The 19,909-nt window shown below is 71.3% G+C and carries 16 protein-coding genes; 9 read left to right on the forward strand and 7 right to left on the reverse strand.

The genetic code is table 11. From position 1 onward, the window contains the following. Window positions 1-8 precede the first annotated feature (8 nt). The gene (locus C7389_RS05500) at window positions 9-1,169 is read left to right on the forward strand and encodes a glycosyltransferase (protein ID WP_133589149.1); all 1,161 of its coding nucleotides are present in this window, start codon (window positions 9-11) and stop codon (window positions 1,167-1,169) included. Between the two features lie 174 nt (window positions 1,170-1,343). Then, a complete protein-coding gene (locus tag C7389_RS05505; RefSeq protein WP_246034638.1) occupies window positions 1,344-2,264 on the forward strand; it encodes a DUF2334 domain-containing protein in 921 nt (306 codons plus the stop codon). Here C7389_RS05505 and C7389_RS05510 read toward each other — a convergent pair. Then, window positions 2,183-2,728: a phosphatase PAP2 family protein gene (locus C7389_RS05510; protein ID WP_133589151.1), complete on the reverse strand. Its 546-nt coding sequence runs from the start codon at window positions 2,726-2,728 to the stop codon at window positions 2,183-2,185. The genes C7389_RS05505 and C7389_RS05510 overlap by 82 nt on opposite strands. Then, window positions 2,709-3,902, reverse strand: coding sequence for a glycosyltransferase family 4 protein (locus C7389_RS05515; RefSeq protein WP_133589152.1), 1,194 nt, complete (start codon window positions 3,900-3,902; stop codon window positions 2,709-2,711). The genes C7389_RS05510 and C7389_RS05515 overlap by 20 nt, the downstream gene beginning before the upstream one ends. A 408-nt stretch (window positions 3,903-4,310) precedes the next feature. On the opposite strand from C7389_RS05515, the gene C7389_RS05520 reads away from it, so the two are divergent. From C7389_RS05520 to C7389_RS05540, 5 genes are all read left to right on the forward strand, one after another. Further along, window positions 4,311-4,517 carry a hypothetical protein gene (locus C7389_RS05520; protein WP_133589154.1) on the forward strand — a complete coding sequence of 69 codons (207 nt, stop codon included), beginning with the start codon at window positions 4,311-4,313 and terminating at the stop codon, window positions 4,515-4,517. 15 nt (window positions 4,518-4,532) lie between these two features. After that, window positions 4,533-6,932 (forward strand): VTT domain-containing protein, encoded by a 2,400-nt coding sequence (locus C7389_RS05525; RefSeq protein WP_246034639.1) that lies wholly within the window; start codon window positions 4,533-4,535, stop codon window positions 6,930-6,932. After that, complete coding sequence (locus tag C7389_RS05530; RefSeq protein ID WP_133589156.1) at window positions 6,904-7,722, forward strand: endonuclease/exonuclease/phosphatase family protein; 819 nt, start codon at window positions 6,904-6,906, stop codon at window positions 7,720-7,722. The genes C7389_RS05525 and C7389_RS05530 overlap by 29 nt, the downstream gene beginning before the upstream one ends. Before the next feature lie 104 nt (window positions 7,723-7,826). After that, a complete protein-coding gene (locus C7389_RS05535; RefSeq protein WP_133589158.1) occupies window positions 7,827-8,978 on the forward strand; it encodes a Fic family protein in 1,152 nt (383 codons plus the stop codon). A 67-nt stretch (window positions 8,979-9,045) separates the two neighbouring features. Then, entirely contained in the window at window positions 9,046-9,435 is a 390-nt protein-coding gene (locus C7389_RS05540) for a ChaB family protein (RefSeq protein WP_133589160.1), read from the forward strand. Between the two features lie 177 nt (window positions 9,436-9,612). Here the strand turns inward: C7389_RS05540 and C7389_RS05545 are convergent, their stop codons facing one another. The 3 genes from C7389_RS05545 to C7389_RS05555 are packed head-to-tail and all read right to left on the reverse strand — an operon-like array spanning window position 9,613 to window position 12,479. After that, entirely contained in the window at window positions 9,613-10,635 is a 1,023-nt protein-coding gene (locus C7389_RS05545; protein WP_133589162.1) for a cytochrome d ubiquinol oxidase subunit II, read from the reverse strand. Further along, window positions 10,628-12,067: a cytochrome ubiquinol oxidase subunit I gene (locus tag C7389_RS05550; protein ID WP_133589164.1), complete on the reverse strand. Its 1,440-nt coding sequence runs from the start codon at window positions 12,065-12,067 to the stop codon at window positions 10,628-10,630. Before C7389_RS05550 ends, C7389_RS05545 begins: the two co-directional genes overlap by 8 nt. Before the next feature lie 7 nt (window positions 12,068-12,074). After that, a complete protein-coding gene (locus C7389_RS05555) occupies window positions 12,075-12,479 on the reverse strand; it encodes a TraR/DksA family transcriptional regulator (protein ID WP_133589166.1) in 405 nt (134 codons plus the stop codon). Between the two features lie 533 nt (window positions 12,480-13,012). Here C7389_RS05555 and C7389_RS05560 point away from each other — a divergent pair. Beyond that, a complete protein-coding gene (locus C7389_RS05560) occupies window positions 13,013-13,693 on the forward strand; it encodes a hypothetical protein (RefSeq protein ID WP_133589168.1) in 681 nt (226 codons plus the stop codon). A gap of 1,674 nt (window positions 13,694-15,367) precedes the next feature. On the opposite strand, the gene C7389_RS05565 is transcribed toward C7389_RS05560, so the two are convergent. Together C7389_RS05565 and C7389_RS05570 are read right to left on the reverse strand one after the other, a co-directional pair. Continuing rightward, complete coding sequence (locus tag C7389_RS05565) at window positions 15,368-15,904, reverse strand: hypothetical protein (protein ID WP_211168509.1); 537 nt, start codon at window positions 15,902-15,904, stop codon at window positions 15,368-15,370. Then, entirely contained in the window at window positions 15,901-17,940 is a 2,040-nt protein-coding gene (locus tag C7389_RS05570; RefSeq protein ID WP_162851678.1) for a glycoside hydrolase family 15 protein, read from the reverse strand. The genes C7389_RS05565 and C7389_RS05570 overlap by 4 nt, the downstream gene beginning before the upstream one ends. Before the next feature lie 103 nt (window positions 17,941-18,043). Between C7389_RS05570 and C7389_RS05575 the strand changes: the two genes are divergently transcribed. Next, window positions 18,044-19,855, forward strand: coding sequence for a thiamine pyrophosphate-requiring protein (locus tag C7389_RS05575; RefSeq protein ID WP_133589172.1), 1,812 nt, complete (start codon window positions 18,044-18,046; stop codon window positions 19,853-19,855). Window positions 19,856-19,909: the final 54 nt, after the last annotated feature.

Consider the following 19,909-nt stretch of genomic DNA (forward strand, 5'->3'; position numbering starts at 1 on the left):
GCGCTGGCATGCGCGAGGGCAGCGCCCTCCACGTCTCCGACGTCACCATGTTCTACGCCGCCCGCAGCGGCGGCATCCGCCGCTACCTGCAGGAGAAGCGGCGCTGGCTGCAGGCGCGACCCGGCTTCCGCCACTCGCTGGTGCTGCCGCGGCACGCCGCCCTTGGCGAGGAAGCGGTCGAAGTACCCAGCCTGCCGCTGCCCTTTTCCCACGGCTACCGCCTGCCGCTCGCGCGCCGGGCGGCCGCCCGTGCGCTGGTGGAGCTGCAACCGGACGTGATCGAGGCCGGCGACCCCTACCGCCTCGCCTGGGCGGCGGTGGACGCCGGCCAGGCGCTGGGCGTGCCGGTAGTCGGCTTCTACCATTCCGACATGCCACGGGTGATCGGCAAGGCCTGCGGCGCCGCCGCCGAGCGCCTGGCCGAGGCCTACACCCGCCGCCTCTACAGCCGCTTCGACCTCGTGCTGGCGCCCAGCGCCTGCATGGTGCAGCGCCTGCTGGAACTGGGCCTGCCGCGGGTGGAACGCCAGGCGCTGGGGGTGGACAGCCGCGTCTTCCACCCCTCGCGCCGCAGCCAGGGCTGGCGGCTGCGCCTGGGCGCCGGCCCGCGCGACCGCCTGCTGGTGTTCGTCGGCCGCTTCGCCGCCGAAAAGAACCTGCCAGTGCTGTACGACATGCTGGACCGCCTGGGGCCCGGCCACGTCCTGGTGCTGGTCGGCAACGGCAACCCGCCGCCGGAGCACCCGGCAGTGCGGGTGGTGCCCTTCATCTCCGACCCGGCCCGGCTGGCAGGGCTGATCGCCAGCTGCGACCTCTTCGTCCATGCCGGCGACCAGGAGACCTTCGGCCTCGCGCCGCTGGAAGCCATGGCTTGCGGCCTGCCGGTGGTGGCCGCCCGTGCCGGCGGCTTGGCGGAACTGGTGGACGACAGCGTGGGCTGCGCGGTACCGGCCCCCGACCCTGCCACCCTGGCCAGCGGCATGGCAGAGGCGGTGAAGCAGCTGTGCGCCGCCGACCTGCAGCCGCTGCGCGAAGCCGCCCGCAGCCGCGCCGAGAGCTATGACTGGGAGCGCATCCTGCCCGGCATCGCCGCCCGCTACGCCGCCCTCGGCCGCCATCGCGAGCTGCCGCTGGGCGATATCGGCCTCAGCCCCTCGGCACTGCGCTGAAGGGAAAGCCCGTTCCGGCGATGAAGACGCTGACCTGGCCGCTGCCCGATCCAGCCCCATCCCCGCCCCTTGCGGCGGCGGGCAGCCCCGCCCTGCCGCACCAACCGCCCCTTGCCTGCCGCCCCGCGCCGGCCTGGGCCGCTCCCGCTTTCCTGAACCGATGAAGCCGCCACGGTGAACCCGCAAGCCAGCCCGCCGCGCCACGCCGGTGCCGCCCTCTCGCTCTTCCCCGCCCCACCCGCGGTGTGCGTCGCCATGCATGACGTCGCCCCGGCCACCTGGACGCGCTGCGCCAGCCTGCTGAAGGCGATGAGCGAAGTCGCGCCGGTGCCCTTCACCCTCCTGGTGGTACCCAATTACCACCGGCAGGGCGACCGGGTGCCGGACTGGTACGAGCAGGCGCTGCGCGAGCACCTCGCCCGCGGCGACGAACTCGCCCTGCACGGCTACGCCCACCAGGACGAAGCGCCGCTGCCGCGCACGCCGCGGCAGTGGTGGCGCCGGCGCATCATGACCGCCGCCGAAGGCGAGTTCTCGGCGCTGGACACCTCCGCCGCCCGCAACCGCCTCAGCGCCGGTTTGGGCTGGTGTCGCCAGCACGGCTGGCCGGTGGAGGGCTTCGTCGCCCCGGCCTGGCTGCTCAGCCCCGGGACCTGGCAGGCGCTGGAGAACCTGCCCTTGAGCTACACCACCACCGCCACCGGCTTTCACCTGCTGCATCCGCGACGCAGCGTGGACATGCCCGCCATCGCCTATAGCACCCGCAGCCGCGCCCGCCTCGGCCTCTCGCTGGCGTGGCACGGGCTGCGCCCCTTGCCGCGTGCCCCCGGGGTACGCATCGCCCTGCATCCGGACGATGCCGGGCAGCCGGCGGTGATCCGCCAGTTGCAAGGCCTGCTGGAGAGTCTGCTGCGCAGCCGTATGGCGCTGACCAAGCGCGCGTTCGCCGCCGCGCTGCTGGGCCGCCGGCCGCCGCAGGCGGCAGCCGGGGCCCCTGCTGGCGACAAGGCCCCCTACGCCGGCAGCACCAGCGCCAGCGAGAGTGTCGCCAGCGTGGCGCCGAGGGCGGAGCCGGCCAGCACATCGCTGGGATAGTGCAGGCCCAGCACCACCCTCACCACCGCGGTCAGCACCGCGAAGCCGGCCAGGGCGCCCCCCAGCAGCGGAAAGTAGGCGAAGGCGATGACGGCGAAGGCCACCGCATGCATGGTGTGGCCCGAAGGAAAACTGAATTCGTCCAGGGGCCGGGCGCACACGGTGAGCCCGGCCAGGCGCACGCAGGGCCGTGGCCGGCCGGCGCGGCGCTTGATCAGCAGATACAGCGCCACGCCCACCAGCGCCACCGCCCCCATGTGCAGGGCGCAGCGCACCCCTGTCTGCCCGGGCAGCAACAGCAGGCCGAGGATGAGCGCGCCCCACAGTTCGCCATCGCCCATGCGGCTCACCGCCCGTGCCAGCCACAGGCAGGGGCGATAGGCCAGCACGCGGTTCAGCGCGACGACGCAGGCGCCGTCGATGGCCAGCAGCCGGCCCACGCGCTCAAGCGAGTCCGGCCGCATGGCGGTAGTGGCCGACGCCGGCGGCGCAGGCCACCAGGCGGGCTTCGAACTCGCCCAGGATCACCGGCCAGGCCAGTTGCCGCGCCGCACTGCGGGCGGCATCCGCCAGCAGGCGGCGCTCCCTGTCCTGGACCGCCAGCACGCGGGCGGCACCAATGAAGGCGCTCTCGGCCAGCGCGGCGGCGGCCCGGGTGTCGCCGCCCGGCGGCGGCAGCACCCGCGCGCTCAGGCGGTCGGCCAGATGCTCATGGGTGGCGCCGATGTCGAAGGCGACGATGGGCAGCGCGCTCGCCATCGCCTCCACCACCACGTTGCCGAAGGTCTCGCTGAGGCTGGGGAAGAGGAAGAGATCGGCGGAGGCGTAGTGCTGTGCCAGCGCTTCGCCGCGCTGCACGCCGGCGAAGATCTCACCCGGCGCGTCGCGCTCCAGCTCCGGCCGCAGCGGGCCATCGCCCACCCAGATCAGGCGCGCATCCGGCCGCTCGCGGCGGATGGCGTGGAAAGCCTCGCGCACCAGCGCCGGGTTCTTCTCCGGCGCCAGCCGGCCGACATGCAGCACCGCCAGCTGGCGCTCGCCCAACCCCCACTGCGCGCGCAGACCGGCGCTGCGCCGGGTGGGCGAGAACAGCTCGCCATCCACTCCGCGGCCGACTATGGCGAGGTTGCGGTAGCCCTGCGCCGCCATCTCCGCCGCCAGCATGCGGGTGGGCACGAAGGTGAGATCGCAGCGGTTGTGGAAGGTACGCAACGCGGCGCTGATGACATCGGCCAGCCTGCCCAGCCGGTAATAGCCGCTGTACTTCTGGAAGTGGGTGCGGTAATCGCTGGTCACCGGCACGCCCAGCTGGCGCGCGGCGAACAGCGCCGCCCAGCCCAGCGGCCCTTCGGTGACGATGTGCACCACGTCCGGACGCGCCTTGCGCCAGCGCCGCAGCAGGCGGAACACCGCCGGCATGCCGAACTGCAGGCCGGGATAGCGCGGCAGCGGAAAACCGCGTACCAGCAGCGTCCCCTCTTCCGCCACCTCTCCCGCCTGCCGCGGCCGCACCAGATCCACCTTGTGACCACGGCCGCGCAGGTAGTGCACCGTGCGCTCAACCGTAAGCGCCACGCCGTTCAGTTCCGGCGAGTAGGTCTCGGTCACCACGGCGATGGACAGGCGGGGGCGTTCCATATTGTTTTCTCCTTCGCGCCGCAGCGCGTGTCTCTGTGTCGGGGCTTCCTGCGCACAGGAAAACCGGCGGGCAGGGCACTGAAGGCAATCGCCATGCCCGAGCGGAGCCGCGGGAAGCGCCCGCATCGGCGGGCGGGCGGCCGGCGCCGCCCCACGCCGGCGAGAGCGACCGCAGCGCAGCAATGCCCACTCCCGCCCCCGGTCGGGGGCGGGGCAGGCGGAATAGCGGAATGGATCTGCGAGGGGAAAAAACTACATGCCGCTGTCGAATTTGCATGCGGCCCGGCGGAGCTGCTGGAGCCCGGCCGCGATGCGGACGCCCTCGGGAAGGCGGGCCGGGTCACCGCCGACGACCCCGGGCACGCCCATTGCAACCCCCCGGCCATCGCTGCTGCCCGGGATGACTTCATGAGCAATCCGTACGAGACCGACACCGAACCCGCGGAATTCGAGTTCGAGGTCCCGGAAATCCTGCGCTGGGTGCTGCCCTGCCAGGGCTGCTCCCGCTGTGCCCCGCTGATGGGAACGGCCGAAGCGCATCCCCGGCGGTCGCGCAGCGGTACTGCCTGCCGCGGCACGCGCAGCAGCCGCGGCCGCCGCCGGGTGGCGCGCTGAGCGGAGGGCACCGGATTGCGCCCCCGCGACCCCACGCTTCTTGGCGATCCTGGCAGCGGCGGTCTGCGCAGCGTGGCCGGCGGCGCCCTCCCCGCCACCGCCCTCCCGGACACCGGCCTTGCCGGCACCGGCGCCCGCAGCGCTCCGCCGCCGGCCGGCCCTGCGGCCAGCCTGTTCGTCCCCGGCCACAACTGCTGCACCGTGGCCCGCGCCCACCGCGCCGGCATGGTGGTGGATGGCGAAGAGTATTTCCGCGCCTTCGCCCGCGCCGCCGAGCGTGCCACCCGCTCCATCACCATCCTGGCCTGGGACTTCAACAGCAATACCTGCCTGCATTTCGACGACGAGCCGCCGGTGCCCGGCATGCCGGAACGCCTGGGCGATTTCCTCAACTGGCTGGTGCAGCGCCGCCGTGGCCTGCAGGTGCACATCCTGGACTGGGACTACCCGATGGTGTTCGGCACCGACAGGGAATTCCCGCCGCTCTATGGCCTGGGCGGCTGGGAGCCACACCGCCGGGTACACCTGGCCTATGACGACACCCATCCGCTGGGCGCCTCGCACCACCAGAAGATCGTCGTCATCGACGACGCCCTCGCCTTCATCGGCGGCTTCGATCTCACCGTGCGGCGTTGGGACACCTGCGCCCACCGCGCCGACGATCCGCGCCGCGACTGCGCCGGCAAGCCCTATCCGCCCTTCCACGACATGATGCTGGCGGTGGATGGCGAAGCCGCCCGCGCACTGGCCGGCGTGGTGCGCACCCGCTGGGAGGCGGCCCTCGGCCATCCGCTGCCCCCGCCGCCGCGACATGCGGAGTTGGCCGCCGATGGCAGCCCCTGGCCGCCCGGACTGGAGGTGGCCTTCTCCGATATCGACATCGCCATCTCCCGCACGCTGCCGGAACGCGCCGGCCAGCCGGCGGTGCGCGAGGTCGAGCAGCTCTACCTGGACATGGTGGCCGCCGCCCGCCGCTGCATCTACGTGGAGAACCAGTACTTCACCGCTGGCGGCATCGGCGAGGCGCTGGCGGCGCGGCTGGAGGAGGAGGACGGGCCGGAGATCATCGTGGTGGTGCGCCTGTTCAGCCACGGCTGGCTGGAAGAACACACCATGCACGTGCTGCGCGCCCGGCTGGTGGAGCGCCTGCGCGCCGCCGACCACCACGGTCGCTTCCACATCTACTACCCGCATGTGGACGGCCTGTCCGAGCGCACCTGCATCGACCTGCACGCCAAGCTGATGATCGTAGACGACGAGATCCTGCGCATCGGCTCGGCCAACCTGTGCAACCGCTCCATGGGCATGGACAGCGAGTGCGACGCCGCGCTGGAAGCCCGTGGCGACACCCGCGTCGCCTCCGCCATCGCCACCTACCGCAACCGCCTGCTGGCGGAACACCTGGACTGCGCGCCAGATGCGGTGGAGGCGGCGCTACGCCGCCACGGCAGCCTGGCGGCCGCCATTGCCGCGCTGGCCGGGCGCAGCCGCACGCTGAAACCGCTTGAGGACCAGCCGGACTGGCCGCAGGCGGTGCTGGACTTCGCCCGCGTCGGCGACCCCGGCAAACCGGTGTCGCTGGAGCGGCTGATCGAGGAGTTCAGCCCGGAAAGCCTCATCGCCAGCAGCCCGGAATACGCTGCCGAGGGCAGCCCCGGCGGCCAGGCCACCGGGCTGCTGCCGGGCATGCCGCGGCCGCGTCGCATGCATCCGGTACGCCGCCTCGCCGCCCGCATCGCCGCCCTCGCGGTGGTGCTGGTTGCGCTCACCGCGGTGTGGCAATACACGCCGCTGGCGCAGTGGGTGAACGCGGAGCGCGTCACCCAGTGGGCGCGGGAGTTCGCCGACCGGCCGTGGGCGCCCATCCTCATCCTGCTCGCCTATACCCCGGCCTGCGTGCTGATGTTCCCGCGGCCGCTGATCACGCTGGCGGCAGTCGTGGCCTTCGGCCCCATGCTGGGCTTCGTCTATTCCCTCTCCGGCATCCTGCTGGCGGCCTTCTTCACCTACGTCGCCGGCATGGCGATGCCGCAGGAGACGGTGCACAACCTCGCCGGCCGCAAGCTGCGCCACATCGCCGAAACCCTGCGACGGCGCGGCGTGATCGCCATCACCGCGCTGCGCCTGGTGCCGATCGCGCCCTTCGCGGTGGAAGGCGTGGTCGCCGCCGCCATTGGCATCCGCCTGCTGCCCTTCATGCTGGGCACCCTGTTCGGCATGCTGCCCGGCACCCTGGCCACCACCGTGTTCGGCGACCAGTTGCAGTCGGCGCTGCGCGATCCCTCGCGGGTGAATTACGGCCTGATCGCCGCCGCCGTCGCCGGCGTCGCCCTCATCACCCTGGCGGTGCGCCGCTGGCTGGTCTCCGAGCACCGCACCCACGCCCATGGCAACCCAGGCCAACAGCCTCGCTAGCTGGCGCAACCTGGACCTCGCCCTCGGCGAGGACTGCCTGCGCATCGCCTCCTACAACGTGCACCGCTGCGTCGGCCGCGACCGCCGCTGCGATGTCGCCCGCGTCGGCCAGGTGATACGCGAACTGGGCTGCGACATCGTCGGCCTGCAGGAGGTGGACAGCCGCTCCGACGGCCGCCACGACTCCATGCAGCTCGATTTCCTCGCCGCCCAGACCGGCATGGAGGCGGTCGCCGGCCACACCATCATTCGCCACGAAGGCAGCTACGGCAACGCCCTGCTCACCCGCCGCAAGGTGCTGGCGGTACGCCGCCACGACCTCAGCTACCGCCGCCGCGAACCGCGCGGCGCGCTGGAGGTGGACCTGGACGTGGCCGGCGAAACGGTGCGCGTCATCGTCACCCACCTGGGCCTGCGGCCGGCCGAGCGCCGCTACCAGGTGCAGCAGATGCTCAGGCTGCTGCACGACATCCCGCCGGAGCAGTCGGTGGTGGTACTGGGCGACATCAACGAATGGCTGCCCATGGGCCGGCCGCTGCGCTGGCTGAACAACCTGCTCGGCCACGCCCCGGCCGAACGCTCCTTCCCCTCCGGCCTGCCGTTGTTCGCGCTGGACCGCGTCTGGGTCCGCCCCCGCCACACCCTGCTCGCCTTCGAAACCCACCGCAGCCCCTCTTCCCGCATCGCCTCCGACCATCTGCCGGTGAGAGCCATCGTCGCCCCCGCAGTACCGCCGGCCAGCGCGCAGGTGGAACATGTGCCGCCGCAGCGGCAGGCGCGCTCGGCCTGAAATCTGCTGCTCGCTGGACCCTGAGCCAAATAAGCCGCAAAATCGGCTCACTCAATGAGCCGATTAACCCCTCCCAATCGGCTCACAACACGAGCCGCCCCGCGATGCGCACCCCACCCTGGATCTGGCAGCAGCCCGATTGGCCTCAGTTCCGCTGGCAAGCCGAAGCGCTTGCACCGCTGCTGCGGGCCTGCACCCAGGCCCAGGGGCGACTGCTGGGCATGGCGGGCGCGATCGGCGCCGATGTGGAAGCCCAAAACAATCTGGACGCCCTGCTGCAGAACATCATCACCTCCTCGGCCATCGAGGGCGAACAGCTCAACGTCGGCTCGGTGCGCTCCTCCCTCGCCCGCCGCCTCGGCCTGGACGACAGCGGCAACCCCAGCCCCCGCAGCGAAGGCCTGGCCGAACTGTCGCTGGATGCCACCCGCCATCCCGATCAGCCGCTCACCCTGGAACGCCTGTACCGCTGGCACCGCTGGCTGTTCCCGGCCGAAGAGCTGCAGCTCACCCGCATCCGCGTCGGCGAGCTGCGCGGCGACGAGACCATGCAGGTCGTCTCCGGCCGGCTGGACCGGCCCACCGTGCATTTCGAGGCGCCGCCGCGCGCCGGCCTGGAACAACAACTGGATGGCTTCATCGCCTGGTTCGAACACAGCCGCGGCGATACCACGCTGGACCCCATGCTGCGCGCCGGCATCGCCCATTTCTGGTTCGTCACCCTGCACCCTTTCGACGACGGCAACGGCCGCCTCACCCGCGCCCTGACCGACCTCGCGCTGGCCCAGGACGCGCCGGAGGCAATCCGCTTCCATGCCTTGTCGGCCAGCATCCTGGAGCAGCGCGCCACCTACTACCGCATCCTCGAAGCCAGTCAGAAAGGCAGCCTGGACGTCACCGCCTGGCTGCAGTGGTTCCTGCAAACGCTGCTGCACAGCCTGGAACAAGCCCTCGCCCGCATCGACCGCGTGCTGGCCAAGGCGCGCTTCTGGCAGCGCCACCGCCACGAGGGCCTGTCCGCCGAACAGCTCAAGGTGCTCAACCGCCTGCTGGACGGCGGGGAACGCGGCTTCGATGACGGCATCAGCGCCGCCCAGTACAAGGCGGTGGCGCAAGTCTCCAAGGCCACCGCCACCCGCCACCTGGCCGACCTCGTCGCCAAAGGCTGCCTGGTCCGCCTGCCGGGCGGCGGGCGCAGCACGCGGTATGAGATCAACCAGTGCGACGGTCTCCCGTCCGCACAAAGCGACCAGTAGGCCACCGCCGGGCACGCGGTTCTCATGCGTTGGGGCAGGCAATTCCGCCCAGCAACCGGAGACAGCCATGCCCAGGCATCACATCGAAGTTCCACGCACGCTCAAGCGCTCGCCGGCCAAGGCGCAGCGCACCTATGCGAAGACGCTGGAGAACGCCGAGCGGGAGTACGGCCCCGGCGAGCGGGCCGGGCGTACCGCGATCGCCGCGCTGAAGCACGGTTTCGAGAAGGTGGGCGACCACTGGGAGGCAAAGAAGGAGCGCGGCCCCTCGGACCCGCGCGCCGAGCATTCCACCGCCGAGAAGCGCCAGGGCAAGGGCGAGACCTTCGGCGGCGTGGACTACCAGGGCCATAGCCGGCAGGAGCTGTACGAACGCGCCCGCGACCTCGGCATCCGCGGCCGCTCCAGCATGAACAAGGCTGAACTGGCGCGGGCGATCGCCAAACATCAGCGCTAAGCGGCAAGCCTCTTTGAAAGACGGGACAAGGGCGGGCGCCGCTGCGGTGCCTGCGCTTCTTTTTTCCGCAGGCGGGTGTGCAGGCCTGCACTGGACTGCCGGCCTCGCGGGCAGTCGCTCTTCGGCAGGCCCGGAGCGGATGGGGCAGGCAGCAGATTCCGCCGCTTGAGCGCCCCCTCAGCCGTACTCCAGGTGCGTCGCCTTACCCCAGAACACCCGGTAGGCGAAGATGGTGTAGCCGATGATGAACGGCAGCACCACCACCACGCCGACCAGGATGAAAGCGAGCGAGCCGGGGGCGGCGGCGGCCTGCCAGACGTCCATGCGTTGCGGCACGATCCAGGGGAAGAGGCTGTAGGCGAGGCCGTGGAAGGCGAGGATGAAGATCGCCACCGTGGCGGCGAAGGGCACCCAGACCCAGGCGTGGTTGCCCCGCGCCAGTTGGGCCGGCAGCCGGCGCAGCACCACCGCGGCGAAGACGAACAACACTGCGGTGATCAGCGGTATGGGCGCGAGCAGGAAAAGGTTGGGCACTTCGAACCATTTGTCGAAGATGGCACGGCTCAGCAGCGGCGTGGCCACCGACACCGCGGCGACGCCGAAGGCGGTGAACCACAGCGCCCGCCAGCCCCAGCGCGCGGCGCGTATCTGCAGTTCCCCCTCGGTCTTGATCAGCAGCCAGCCCGCGCCCAGCAGGCAGTAGCCAGCGGTGAGGCCGAGGCCGATGAAGGCGGCGAAGAACAGGTTGATGGCGCTGCGCTCGAAGCCCACCACCAGCAGCCCCACCATGTAGCCCTGCGCCAGCGCGGCGATCAGCGAGCCGGCGCAGAAGGCGCGGTTCCACCACGGCTTGTGGTGGGCCTGGGCCTTGACGCGGAAATCGAAGGCGACGCCGCGCAAGATCAGGCCCAGCAGCATCGCCGCCACCGGCAGGTAGAGCGCGCCCATGACAACGCCGTGGGCGAGCGGGAAGGCGGTGAGCAACACGCCCACGCCCAGCACCAGCCAGGTTTCGTTGGCGTCCCAGAAGGGGCCGATGGAGGCAACCATGATGTCCTTGTCGTGCTCGTCGGCGACGCCCAGCAGCGCGCCCAGGCCGAGGTCGTAGCCGTCCAGCACCACGTAGATGAGGATGGCCAGCCCCATCACCAGCAGGAACACCAGCGGCAGCCAGCCGGCGGGTTGGCTCAGGTCAGGCATCGCGTCTCTCCTCCGGCGAGCGGGCGCCGTCGTCCGGGGTGGCGCCACGCTGGGCGCGCTCCTTGTCGGCCACGCCGACGCCGGCATGGAAGGGGTCGGCGACCGGGTTCATCTGCTTGGGCTGCTCGCTCTCGCCGGCCTTCTTCGCCAGATGGAAGATCACCGAGATGAAAGCGGTGAGCAGCACTGCGTAGAGGCTGAGGTACATCGCCAGCGTGAGGCCGATGCGGCTGGCCGCGGTGGCGGTGGCGGCCTCCGCCGTCCTGAGCACGCCATGCACCAGCCAGGGCTGGCGGCCGATCTCGGTGACGTACCAGCCGGCCACCAGCGCCACCCAGCCGGAGAAGGTCATCGCCACCAGGATCATCAGCGTGCGCGGCCCCGGTGCGCCCTGGCGCCTGAACTGGTACAGCGACAGCCAGGACACCAGCAGCATCAGCAGGCCTGTGCCCACCATCAGCCGGAAGGCGAAGAACACCGGCTTCACCGGCGGATGCTCGCCGGCGAAGTCGTTGAGGCCGCGGATCTCGGCATCGAAGGAGTGCCCCAGGTAAAGCGAGGCCAGGCCGGGGATGGCGATCTCGTAGCGGTTGCTGCGGCTGGCCTCGTCCGGCACGGCGAACAGCACCGCGGCGGCACCGCGCTGGGTCTCCCAGATGCCCTCCATGGCCGCCAGCTTGGCCGGCTGGTGGTGTAGGGTGTTAAGGCCATGCAGGTCGCCCACCAGGATCTGCAGCGGGATCAGGATGGCGGCCAGCCGCACCCCGGTGCCGAGGGCGACGCGCACGTCGCCGCCCCGGTCTCCGCGGCGCCAGCGCCAGGCGGAAATGCCGGCGACGAGGAAGGCGGTGGTGAGGCCGGAGGCCAGCAGCATGTGGGTGAAGCGGTAGGGGAAGGACGGGCTGAAAAGGATGGCCAGCCAGTCGGTGGGGTGGGCGCGGCCGTCTATCATCTCGAAGCCCACCGGCGTCTGCATCCAGGAGTTCAGCGCCAGTATCCAGAAGGCCGACAGCGTGGTGCCGGCGGCCACCAGGAAGGTGGACAGGATGTGCACCCTGCGGCTCACCCGCTTGGTGCCGAACAGCATGATGCCGAGGAAGCTCGCCTCCAGGAAAAAGGCGGTGAGCACCTCGTAGGCCAGCAGCGGCCCGGCGATATTGCCCACGGTCTCCATGTAGCCCGGCCAGTTGGTGCCGAACTGGAAGCTCATGGTGACGCCGGTGACGATGCCCAGCGCGAACGTGAGCGCGAAGATCTTGACCCAGAAGCGGTAGGCCCCCATCCACGACTCGTCGCCGCTGCGGTCGTAGCGCAGGCGGAAGTAGAGCAGCACCCAGGCGAGCGAGATGGTGATCGCCGGGAACAGGATGTGGAAGGTGATGTTGGCTGCGAACTGCAGCCGCGACAGCAGGACCGGGTCCAGGCTCTCCATCGTCGCCCTACTCCTCGCGCACCGCGATTTCCGGCGTAGTGGCGTGGGTGCGTTCGTAGAGATCCTGGCAGCGCACGCAGCGCGCGGCGGCTGGCTGCGCCTCCAGGCGGGCGAAGGGAATGTCGTCGCCGCAGTCGATGCAGATGCCCGCCTCGCCCTCGGCGAGGCGAGCACGGGCGGCCTCGATGTCGCGCAGTTCCCGCACCTCGCGCACCACCGCGGCATTCTCGTTGTCGCGCAGCAGTTCGAGGTCGGCCTGGTCGGCGGCATCGCCCACCGGCGCGCTCAGGCCCGGCTCGCTGCTGGCGCGCAGGCGGTCCACATGCTCATGCACGCCGGATTTCACCGCCTGCTCGCGCTTGTCCAGCAACTCGCTCAAGGCCCGCAGCTGCTGCTCGCTCAACTCGCTCATAAGGTCCCCTCCTAGACGGTGGCGATCCCGCCGGGCGCTCCTGCCCCCGGTCCTTCGCCTGGTGCCGGCCTCAGCAAGCCGGGTGCCCAGCCGCGCGTCGGCCCCGCCCTCGCCGACGCCCGAGCGGGGTGCAGGCTGCCAGCCCCGCCCCGCCTGCACCCTGCGGCCCGTTCCCGGCGCCACTGCGGAACCCCAGCACGCCTGCGCCTGGACCTGGGCTGCCCAAGTCCGGCGGACCGGTAGTTTTTTCCCCTGCGTGCATTTTTTTCAGCGCTGGAACAAGGATTTCGCCAGCCGGAAAACCCGGGCCGGGGCCCGCCTCCAGCGCGGCGGGCGGCCGCCGAGGCCGCGCTGGCGCCATCGCGGCTTGCGGCGGTGCCGCAGTCGAGCGCGAATCCATGCGGATCGACGGGCGGCAGCGCGGCGGGCCCTCATGTTGCTATGCAACGTAACCGTAGCCCCAAAGGGGCTGCGGCCGGTGCGGGGCAGCGCCTTGTACCCGGCTTTTTTCATCAACTTCAGGAGATCAGACCATGGCCCAGACTTCCAGCGGCTTGAAACAGCAGTCCGATTCCAGCGCGCGCGACGCCATCGCCAGCAACTTCGCCGCGACGACGCTGCGCAGCATCAGCCAGTTCTACGACCTCCAGGCCGCCACCGCCCGCATCATGCTGCGGACCCAGCTGCGCGCCTTGTCCGCCATCGGGATGCCGGACTATTCCCGCCTGCTGCAGGTGGCGGACGACCGCGCCCTCACGCTGTTCTCGGCCACCACCGACAATGCGCTGCGTTTCGTCGGCCAGGCGGACGACACCCTGGGACAGATCCACAGCCACTTCTCCCGCCTGCTGGAGCAGCAGGCCATAGGCTTCACCGAGCGCTGGCAAAACGGCCTGGAGGAATTGCAGCAGCAGGCCAGCGAGAGCCTGCAGGAGCTGCAGGAACTGACGCGTCAACAGGCGGATGAAATGGCCCGCGCCACCGACTCCATCACCGACATGACGCAGGCCACGCTGCGCGAAGGCGGCGAGCAGTTCCGCGCCACCGTGCGCCAGGGGCTGGAGCACAGCCGCGAACTGGCCAGCCGACAGGTGGAAGCGCTGCGCCGTGGCGGCGAGCGGATCAACGAGAACGCCCGCAGCGCGGTACGCGAGGGTGCGGAAGCCGCCAGGCAGGCGGGCGACGGAGCGGCCAAGGCGGGCAAGGCGGCCTGATTCCGCCATCCCTCCGGATCAGGGCGGAAGCAAACCGGGACCACACCGGGCCCAGCCGGCAGCAGCAGCAAGCACCGGATGAGGCAGCTGACGGGATCGACATTGCCGCTACCGCGCGTACGGCCTCGCCTTCCCCGGCATGGCACAGCCAGCCGCAGCGGCAAACTTCCAGCCAGGGCGCCCGCTCACTCGCGCGGCTCGCGCCCGGGGCCTGGCTTCGCAATCGGCAATCCGGGCAATCGCCCTGACCTTCGGGCCTCGGGGGACGGCGGCCGGAACAGACGGGCGGGATGCCCCTCGGGGATGCACGGCTGCGGCGACGCATGGTTGCGCCGCGTTGGAGCGCGCCCTCAGGGGCAAGCGCCGGGCCGGGATCCCCCCCGGAATCCCGGCCTTTTCCGGCGACACCGGCGTTCAAGCCGGTCCGGAGCACCTCCCGCGCCCCGGCACGGGGGCGCCCACCCCCGTTTTCCCCCCTCTTGTTCTTGTATTTGTCCTTGCGCCCCTGGGCGCAGCGGCGGCCGCTTTCCGCCGGCCACCGGCGGTGGCGCCGGGAACGCTCAAGCCACCACCATGCGGAGCGGCTGGCCGGGCTGCCGCAGTCTTCGTGCCCGGCGCGGCTTCTGCCTGAGTTGCCGCTGCCCCCGCGCCCTGCGGCGCTCCTGTTTCAGTCGCAGAGTCCGCCGGCACGGGAGGGCGTACGGCCTGGGTCGAGCTCGTTCTCCCGCCCGCCCCCTGGCTGGCACCACGGCCACCACCCGGGCGGTGGCGCTTGCCTCCTCCCGCCGGCGGCTGCGGCTCGTCGTCGCCCTCCTCGCTGGAAGTCCGCGTCAGCCCGCCCTCTATCAGACGTAGCGGCGGGCGCCCGTTGGCGCTACGCGCCGCCGCCAGGCGGGCGGCCCTGGCCAGCCTGGCGGCACTGGCCGCGCGCCTCGCCCGCAGCAAGGGGCCGGGGACGGCCCCCGGCCCCGCCGCGGAATCGCCCTTATCCACGAGTCTCGGCGCCGCCTTGGTGTGCAGGCAGGCGGAGGAAGAAAGCGACACAGGCGGGCCGGAAATCCGCCCGCGACGGCCGGGCTTGGTGACCGCCTTGGAGGGGGAGCTGGAAGGTTTTCTGGAGAAGGTGCTGGCGGGAGGCTTGGAAGGAGACTTGCCCCTGGGTCTGGCGGGCGCGTTGATGGCCGGCTTGGCGGCGGCTTTGCCGGCGGGTCGCGCCCGCCGTGGTTTCGCCGCCTGGGCTGCGCCGGGCCCGCGCGCCCCGGACGCCCGCCTGGCGCGGGCCGCCGGCTGGCGGGCAACAGGCTCGGCCGGCGTGTCAGCCGCAGCGGACGCCGCGCTCGGGCGCGCGATCACATGCTCGGTGGCGAGCAGCCACTCGCGCATCGCTTGCGACCACCACCAGGCGGCCGGCGCCAGGATGAAGCCCCAGGCGCGCAGGGTGGCGCCAGCGGGTGTCCGCGCTTCGGGGCCACGCCAGACGACATAGACACGCTCGTCGGCGATGCCGGCACGGGCGATGCGTTCGCGCATCGGCGCCAGTTGCTCGTCGTCGCTGACCAGGCAATGAACGGTACAGGGCATATCCACCTCCTCCGCCTGTCAAGGCGGTGCCGGAAAGCTTGCCCGTGGAAAGCAGCAGGTTCCGCGCCAGTTCCGCGCTGCCGTCCGCCCGCCTTACATCAGGAGACGAAATCCGGCGCCGAGCACGGTGCCGTAAACCGCGTGCGCCGCCAGCGCAACCAAAGGCGTACGGTAACCATAGTTGAGCGCGAGAAAACCTGGCGGCTCGAGACGCCGGCGCACGCCGGCACCATCGTGCTCCGAGGCCAGCCGTGGGTGGATATGGGAAAGCACCGGGAGGAATACGGTAAGACTTACCAGGCCATGCGCCAGCCCGGCCACCAGCCCCGCCAGCCAGCCGGCGCCGCTGCCACCGAAGGCGAAGGCGAAGTAGTAGAGGAAGGCGATGAGGCAGCCGCCGGCGAAGTTGAGCAGGAAGCCCAGCAGGCTGGCGGCCTCGCGGTCGCCGGTGAACAGCGAGCCCAGCAGCAGCGGCAGGTCCAGCCGCGACCAGCCGCGGAACTGGCTGATGAACATCAGCGAGGTCATCGCCAGGGTGGCGATCACCGCCCACACCAGGATGCCCAGCACCGCCAGCGCCACATCCACATCCATCGCCGCCTGCACCGAGAGTCGCTCCGTTTCGCTCATGGGTCCTCCTTCTCCGCCTGCGCGCCGCTGCCGGGCAGGTCATCCTCCAGGAAGCCGGCGCGTCCGCTGTTGTAGGTGCGGCGGCGTCCGCCCACCACGGAATCGCCCCTGGCGCGGCCATCGCCCTCCCGCGTGGTGGCCAGCGCCAGCGCCGCCACCACCAGGCCGACATGGCTGAAGGCCTGGGGGAAGTTGCCGGCCGGCTCGCCGCTATCCGGCGCCACCCCTTCCGCGAGCAGCCCGAGGTCGTTGGCGCGCGCCGCCAGGCGCTCGAAGATGTCGCGGGCGTGGTCGTACTCGCCCAGGCGCACCAGGTAATCCACCTGCCAGTAGCTGCACAGCAGGAAGGTTTCGTCGGCGCCGCCGACGCCGTCGTACTCGCTGCCCGGCGGATAGCGGTACAGCAGTTCGCCGCTGGCCAGCTGCCGCTGGATCAGCGCCCAGGTGCCACGCATGCGCGGGTGGTCGGCCGGCAGGTAGCCGTAGCGGGCGAGCAGCAGCAGGCTGGCGTCCGGCGCGGTGCCGCCGTAGTAGCCGACGTAGCTGCCAAGGTCGGCGCTGTAGCCGTGGTTCTCGATGTCGTCGCGGATGGCGGCCCGCTCTGCGCGCCAGGCGTCCTCGTCCAGTTCCAGGCCGAGCTGCCCGTGCACCGCCAGCAGCGCGTCCAGCGCCACCCAGCACATCACTTTGGAGTGGGTGTTGTGGCGCCGTGGCAGACGGATTTCCCAGATGCCGTTGTCCGGCTCGCGCCAGTGCCGGCGCACGGCTTCGCCCAGGTCCAGCAACAAGCGGCGCTCGTGGCCGTCCAGCTCGCCGCCCTGCTCCACGTAGCGCCGGGCGGTGAGCAGCACCTCGCCGTAGATGTCGAGCTGCAGTTGCTCCGCCGCGGCGTTGCCGATGCGCACCGGCCCCATGCCGCGGTAGCCCTCCAACCGGGCGATGTCCTCCCGCGGCACCGGGTTGCCATGCACGTCGTACATGACGTCCACCCGCGGCCGGGTGAGCCGGGTGGCGTGCAGCAGCCAGTCGATGAAGGCGGCGCTCTCGCTGCGGAAGCCGAGATCCAGCAGGCATTGCAGCAGCATGGAGGTGTCGCGCAGCCAGCAGTAGCGGTAATCCCAGTTGCGCTCGCCGCCCCGGTGCACCGGCAGCGAGGTGGTGGCCGCCGCCACCACCGCGCCGGAGAGCCGGTAGGTGAGCAGCTTCAGGGTGATGCAGCTGCGCAGCACCGCGTCCCGGTAGGGGCCGCGATAGCCGCTCCCGCCCGCCCAACGCATCCACCAGCGGCGGGTGCAGGCGATGCGCTCGCTTACCTCGCTGGCGGGCGGCAGCACGCAGATGCCGTTGCCGCTCCAGGCCATCGCCAGCCGGCAGCAGTCGCCTTCGCGCAGCAGCATCTGGCCGCGCAGGCGGGTGCCGCCGGCCTCCGCCTGCAGGTCCATGTCGCCATACAGGTAGAGGGCACCGCTGCCCTGGTTGCCATGGCGGCGGCCGGGGTCGATCTCGCAATACCAACCCAGCCGGCCGCGCCGCCGCAGCTTTACCCCGCGGGCCCCGTAGCCGGGGCGCGGCTCGAACTCCACGTGCAGCCGCACCTCCCCTTCCACGCACTCGGCCAGGCGCAGGAGTTCGTGCTGGGGCTGCAGTTCCTCGCCACCGGCGTCCTCCGGCAGCAGCGTCATCGCCTCGGAGACCTTGAGGATGCCGTCGCGGCAGTGATAGGTGGTGACCAGCACCGCCGAGTCGCCGTCGTAGCGGCGGCGGCAGGAAAGAATGTCCGCCGGGCGCAGCAGGTAGCGGCCGCCGCGCTCCTTGTCCAGCAGCGCGGCGAACACCGAGGGTGCGGAAAAGTGGGGCAGGCAGAGCCAATCGATGGAGCCGGTGCGCGACACCAGCGCGGCGCTGCGGCAGTCACCGATAACGGCGTAGTCGGCGATGTCCGGATAGGGCTCGGCAGCTGCGGGATCGCGCGCAAGGGCGGCCGCGTCGGCCTGCCGGTCCGGACGGGGGGCGGAGTGGGAAACAGGGTCTGACATGCGAGGGGCTGACATGCGCGCCCAGCCAGCAAACGGCGGACCCGGCGGCAAGCGCGGGAACGTCGCTTGCACCCACTGCCGCAAGCCTTTCAAGGAGCACGGCATGGCACGGACTGTGGGCGACTATCTGCTGGAACGCCTTTCCGCCTGGGGGGTCCGGCGTATCTACGGTTATCCCGGCGACGGCATCAACGGCATCATGGGCGCCTTCGGCCGCCTCACCGCCAGCACCGCGGACAAGCCGGACGAGGGCATCCGCTTCATCCAGGCCGGCCACGAGGAGCTGGCCGCCTTCATGGCCTGCGCCCACGCCAAGTTCACCGGCGAGGTCGGCGTCTGCCTGGCCACCTCCGGGCCGGGCGCCATCCACCTGCTCAACGGCCTCTACGACGCCAGCCTGGATCATCAGCCGGTGGTGGCCATCGTCGGCCAGCAGAAGCGCTCCGCCATCGGCGGCGACTACCAGCAGGAGGTGGACCTCATCTCCCTGTTCAAGGACGTCGCCCACGAGTTCGTGCACATGGCGACCACGCCGGAGCAGGTGCGCCACCTGGTAGACCGGGCGATGCGCATCGCCCGCGACCGCCGCGCCGTCACCTGCATCATCTTCCCCAACGACGTGCAGGAGTTGCCGGCCGCCGAGCCGCCGCGGGAACACGGCACGGTGCATAGCGGCATCGGCCACACCGCCCTCGGCCAGGTGCCGGCGGCGGCCGAACTGCTGCGGGCGGCGGACATCCTCAACCGCGGCAAGAAGGTGGCGATGCTGGTGGGCGCCGGTGCGCTGGGCGCCACCGAGGAGCTGATCGCGGTGGCCGACCGCCTCGGCGCCGGCGTGGCCAAGGCCTTGCTGGGCAAGGCGGCGATGCCGGACGACCTGCCCTACGTCACCGGCGCCATCGGCCTGCTTGGCACCAAGCCGAGCTGGGACCTGATGAACGAATGCGACACCCTGCTGATGGTGGGCTCCGGCTTTCCCTACAGCGAATTCCTGCCGCCGGAGGGCAAGGCGCGCGGGGTGCAGATCGACATCGACCCGCGCATGATAGGCCTGCGCTACCCGATGGAACTCGGCCTGGTGGGCGACAGCCGCGAAACCCTGCGCGCCCTGCTGCCGCTGCTGGAACAGAAGGACGCCGCCGGCTGGCGCAAGGACATCACCGGCTGGGTGGACCGCTGGTGGCGGGTGATGGAGGGCCGCGCGCTGAACCCGGGCGAGCCGGTGAATCCGCAGCGCGTGTTCTGGGAGCTGTCGCCGCGGCTGCCGGCGGACAGCATCCTCACCTGCGACTCCGGCAGCGCCGCCAACTGGTACGCCCGCGACATCCAGTTCAAGCGCGGCATGATGGGCTCGCTGTCCGGCGGCCTCGCCACCATGGGGCCGGCGGTGCCCTACGCCCTTGCGGCCAAGTTCGCCCATCCGCAGCGGCCGGTAGTCGCCCTGGTGGGCGACGGCGCCATGCAGATGAACGGCATCACCGGCCTCATCAGCATCGCCCGCCACTGGCGCGAGTGGAGCGACCCACGGCTGGTGGTGATGGTGCTGAACAACGGCGACCTCAACGAAGTCACTTGGGAGCAGCGCGCGCTGGGGGGCGACCCGCGCTTCGCCGACGCCCAGGAGGTGCCGGCCTTCCCCTATGCGGAATACGCCCGCTTGCTGGGCCTGGAGGGCATACGGGTGGACCGCCCGGAGCAGGTCGCGCCTGCCTGGGACGCTGCCTTTGCCGCCGACAGGCCGACGCTGGTGGAGATGGTGACCGACCCCAACATTCCGCCCATTCCGCCCCACCTCACCGCCAAGCAGACCCTGGCCTACTTCTCTGCCCTGCGCGGCGACCCGGACGCCAGGGCGCTCATCCTCGCCTCGCTGCGCGAGACCTGGGAGACCCTCTTCCCCATTGGCAAGGGTTGAGGGCGGGGGTTGAGGACATGAGCCGAAGCTTTTCACCCGCACGGAGCGAGCAAC

Origin of the sequence: Azoarcus indigens (assembly GCF_004361735.1) — a bacterium.
Lineage (GTDB): Bacteria > Pseudomonadota > Gammaproteobacteria > Burkholderiales > Rhodocyclaceae > Azoarcus > Azoarcus indigens.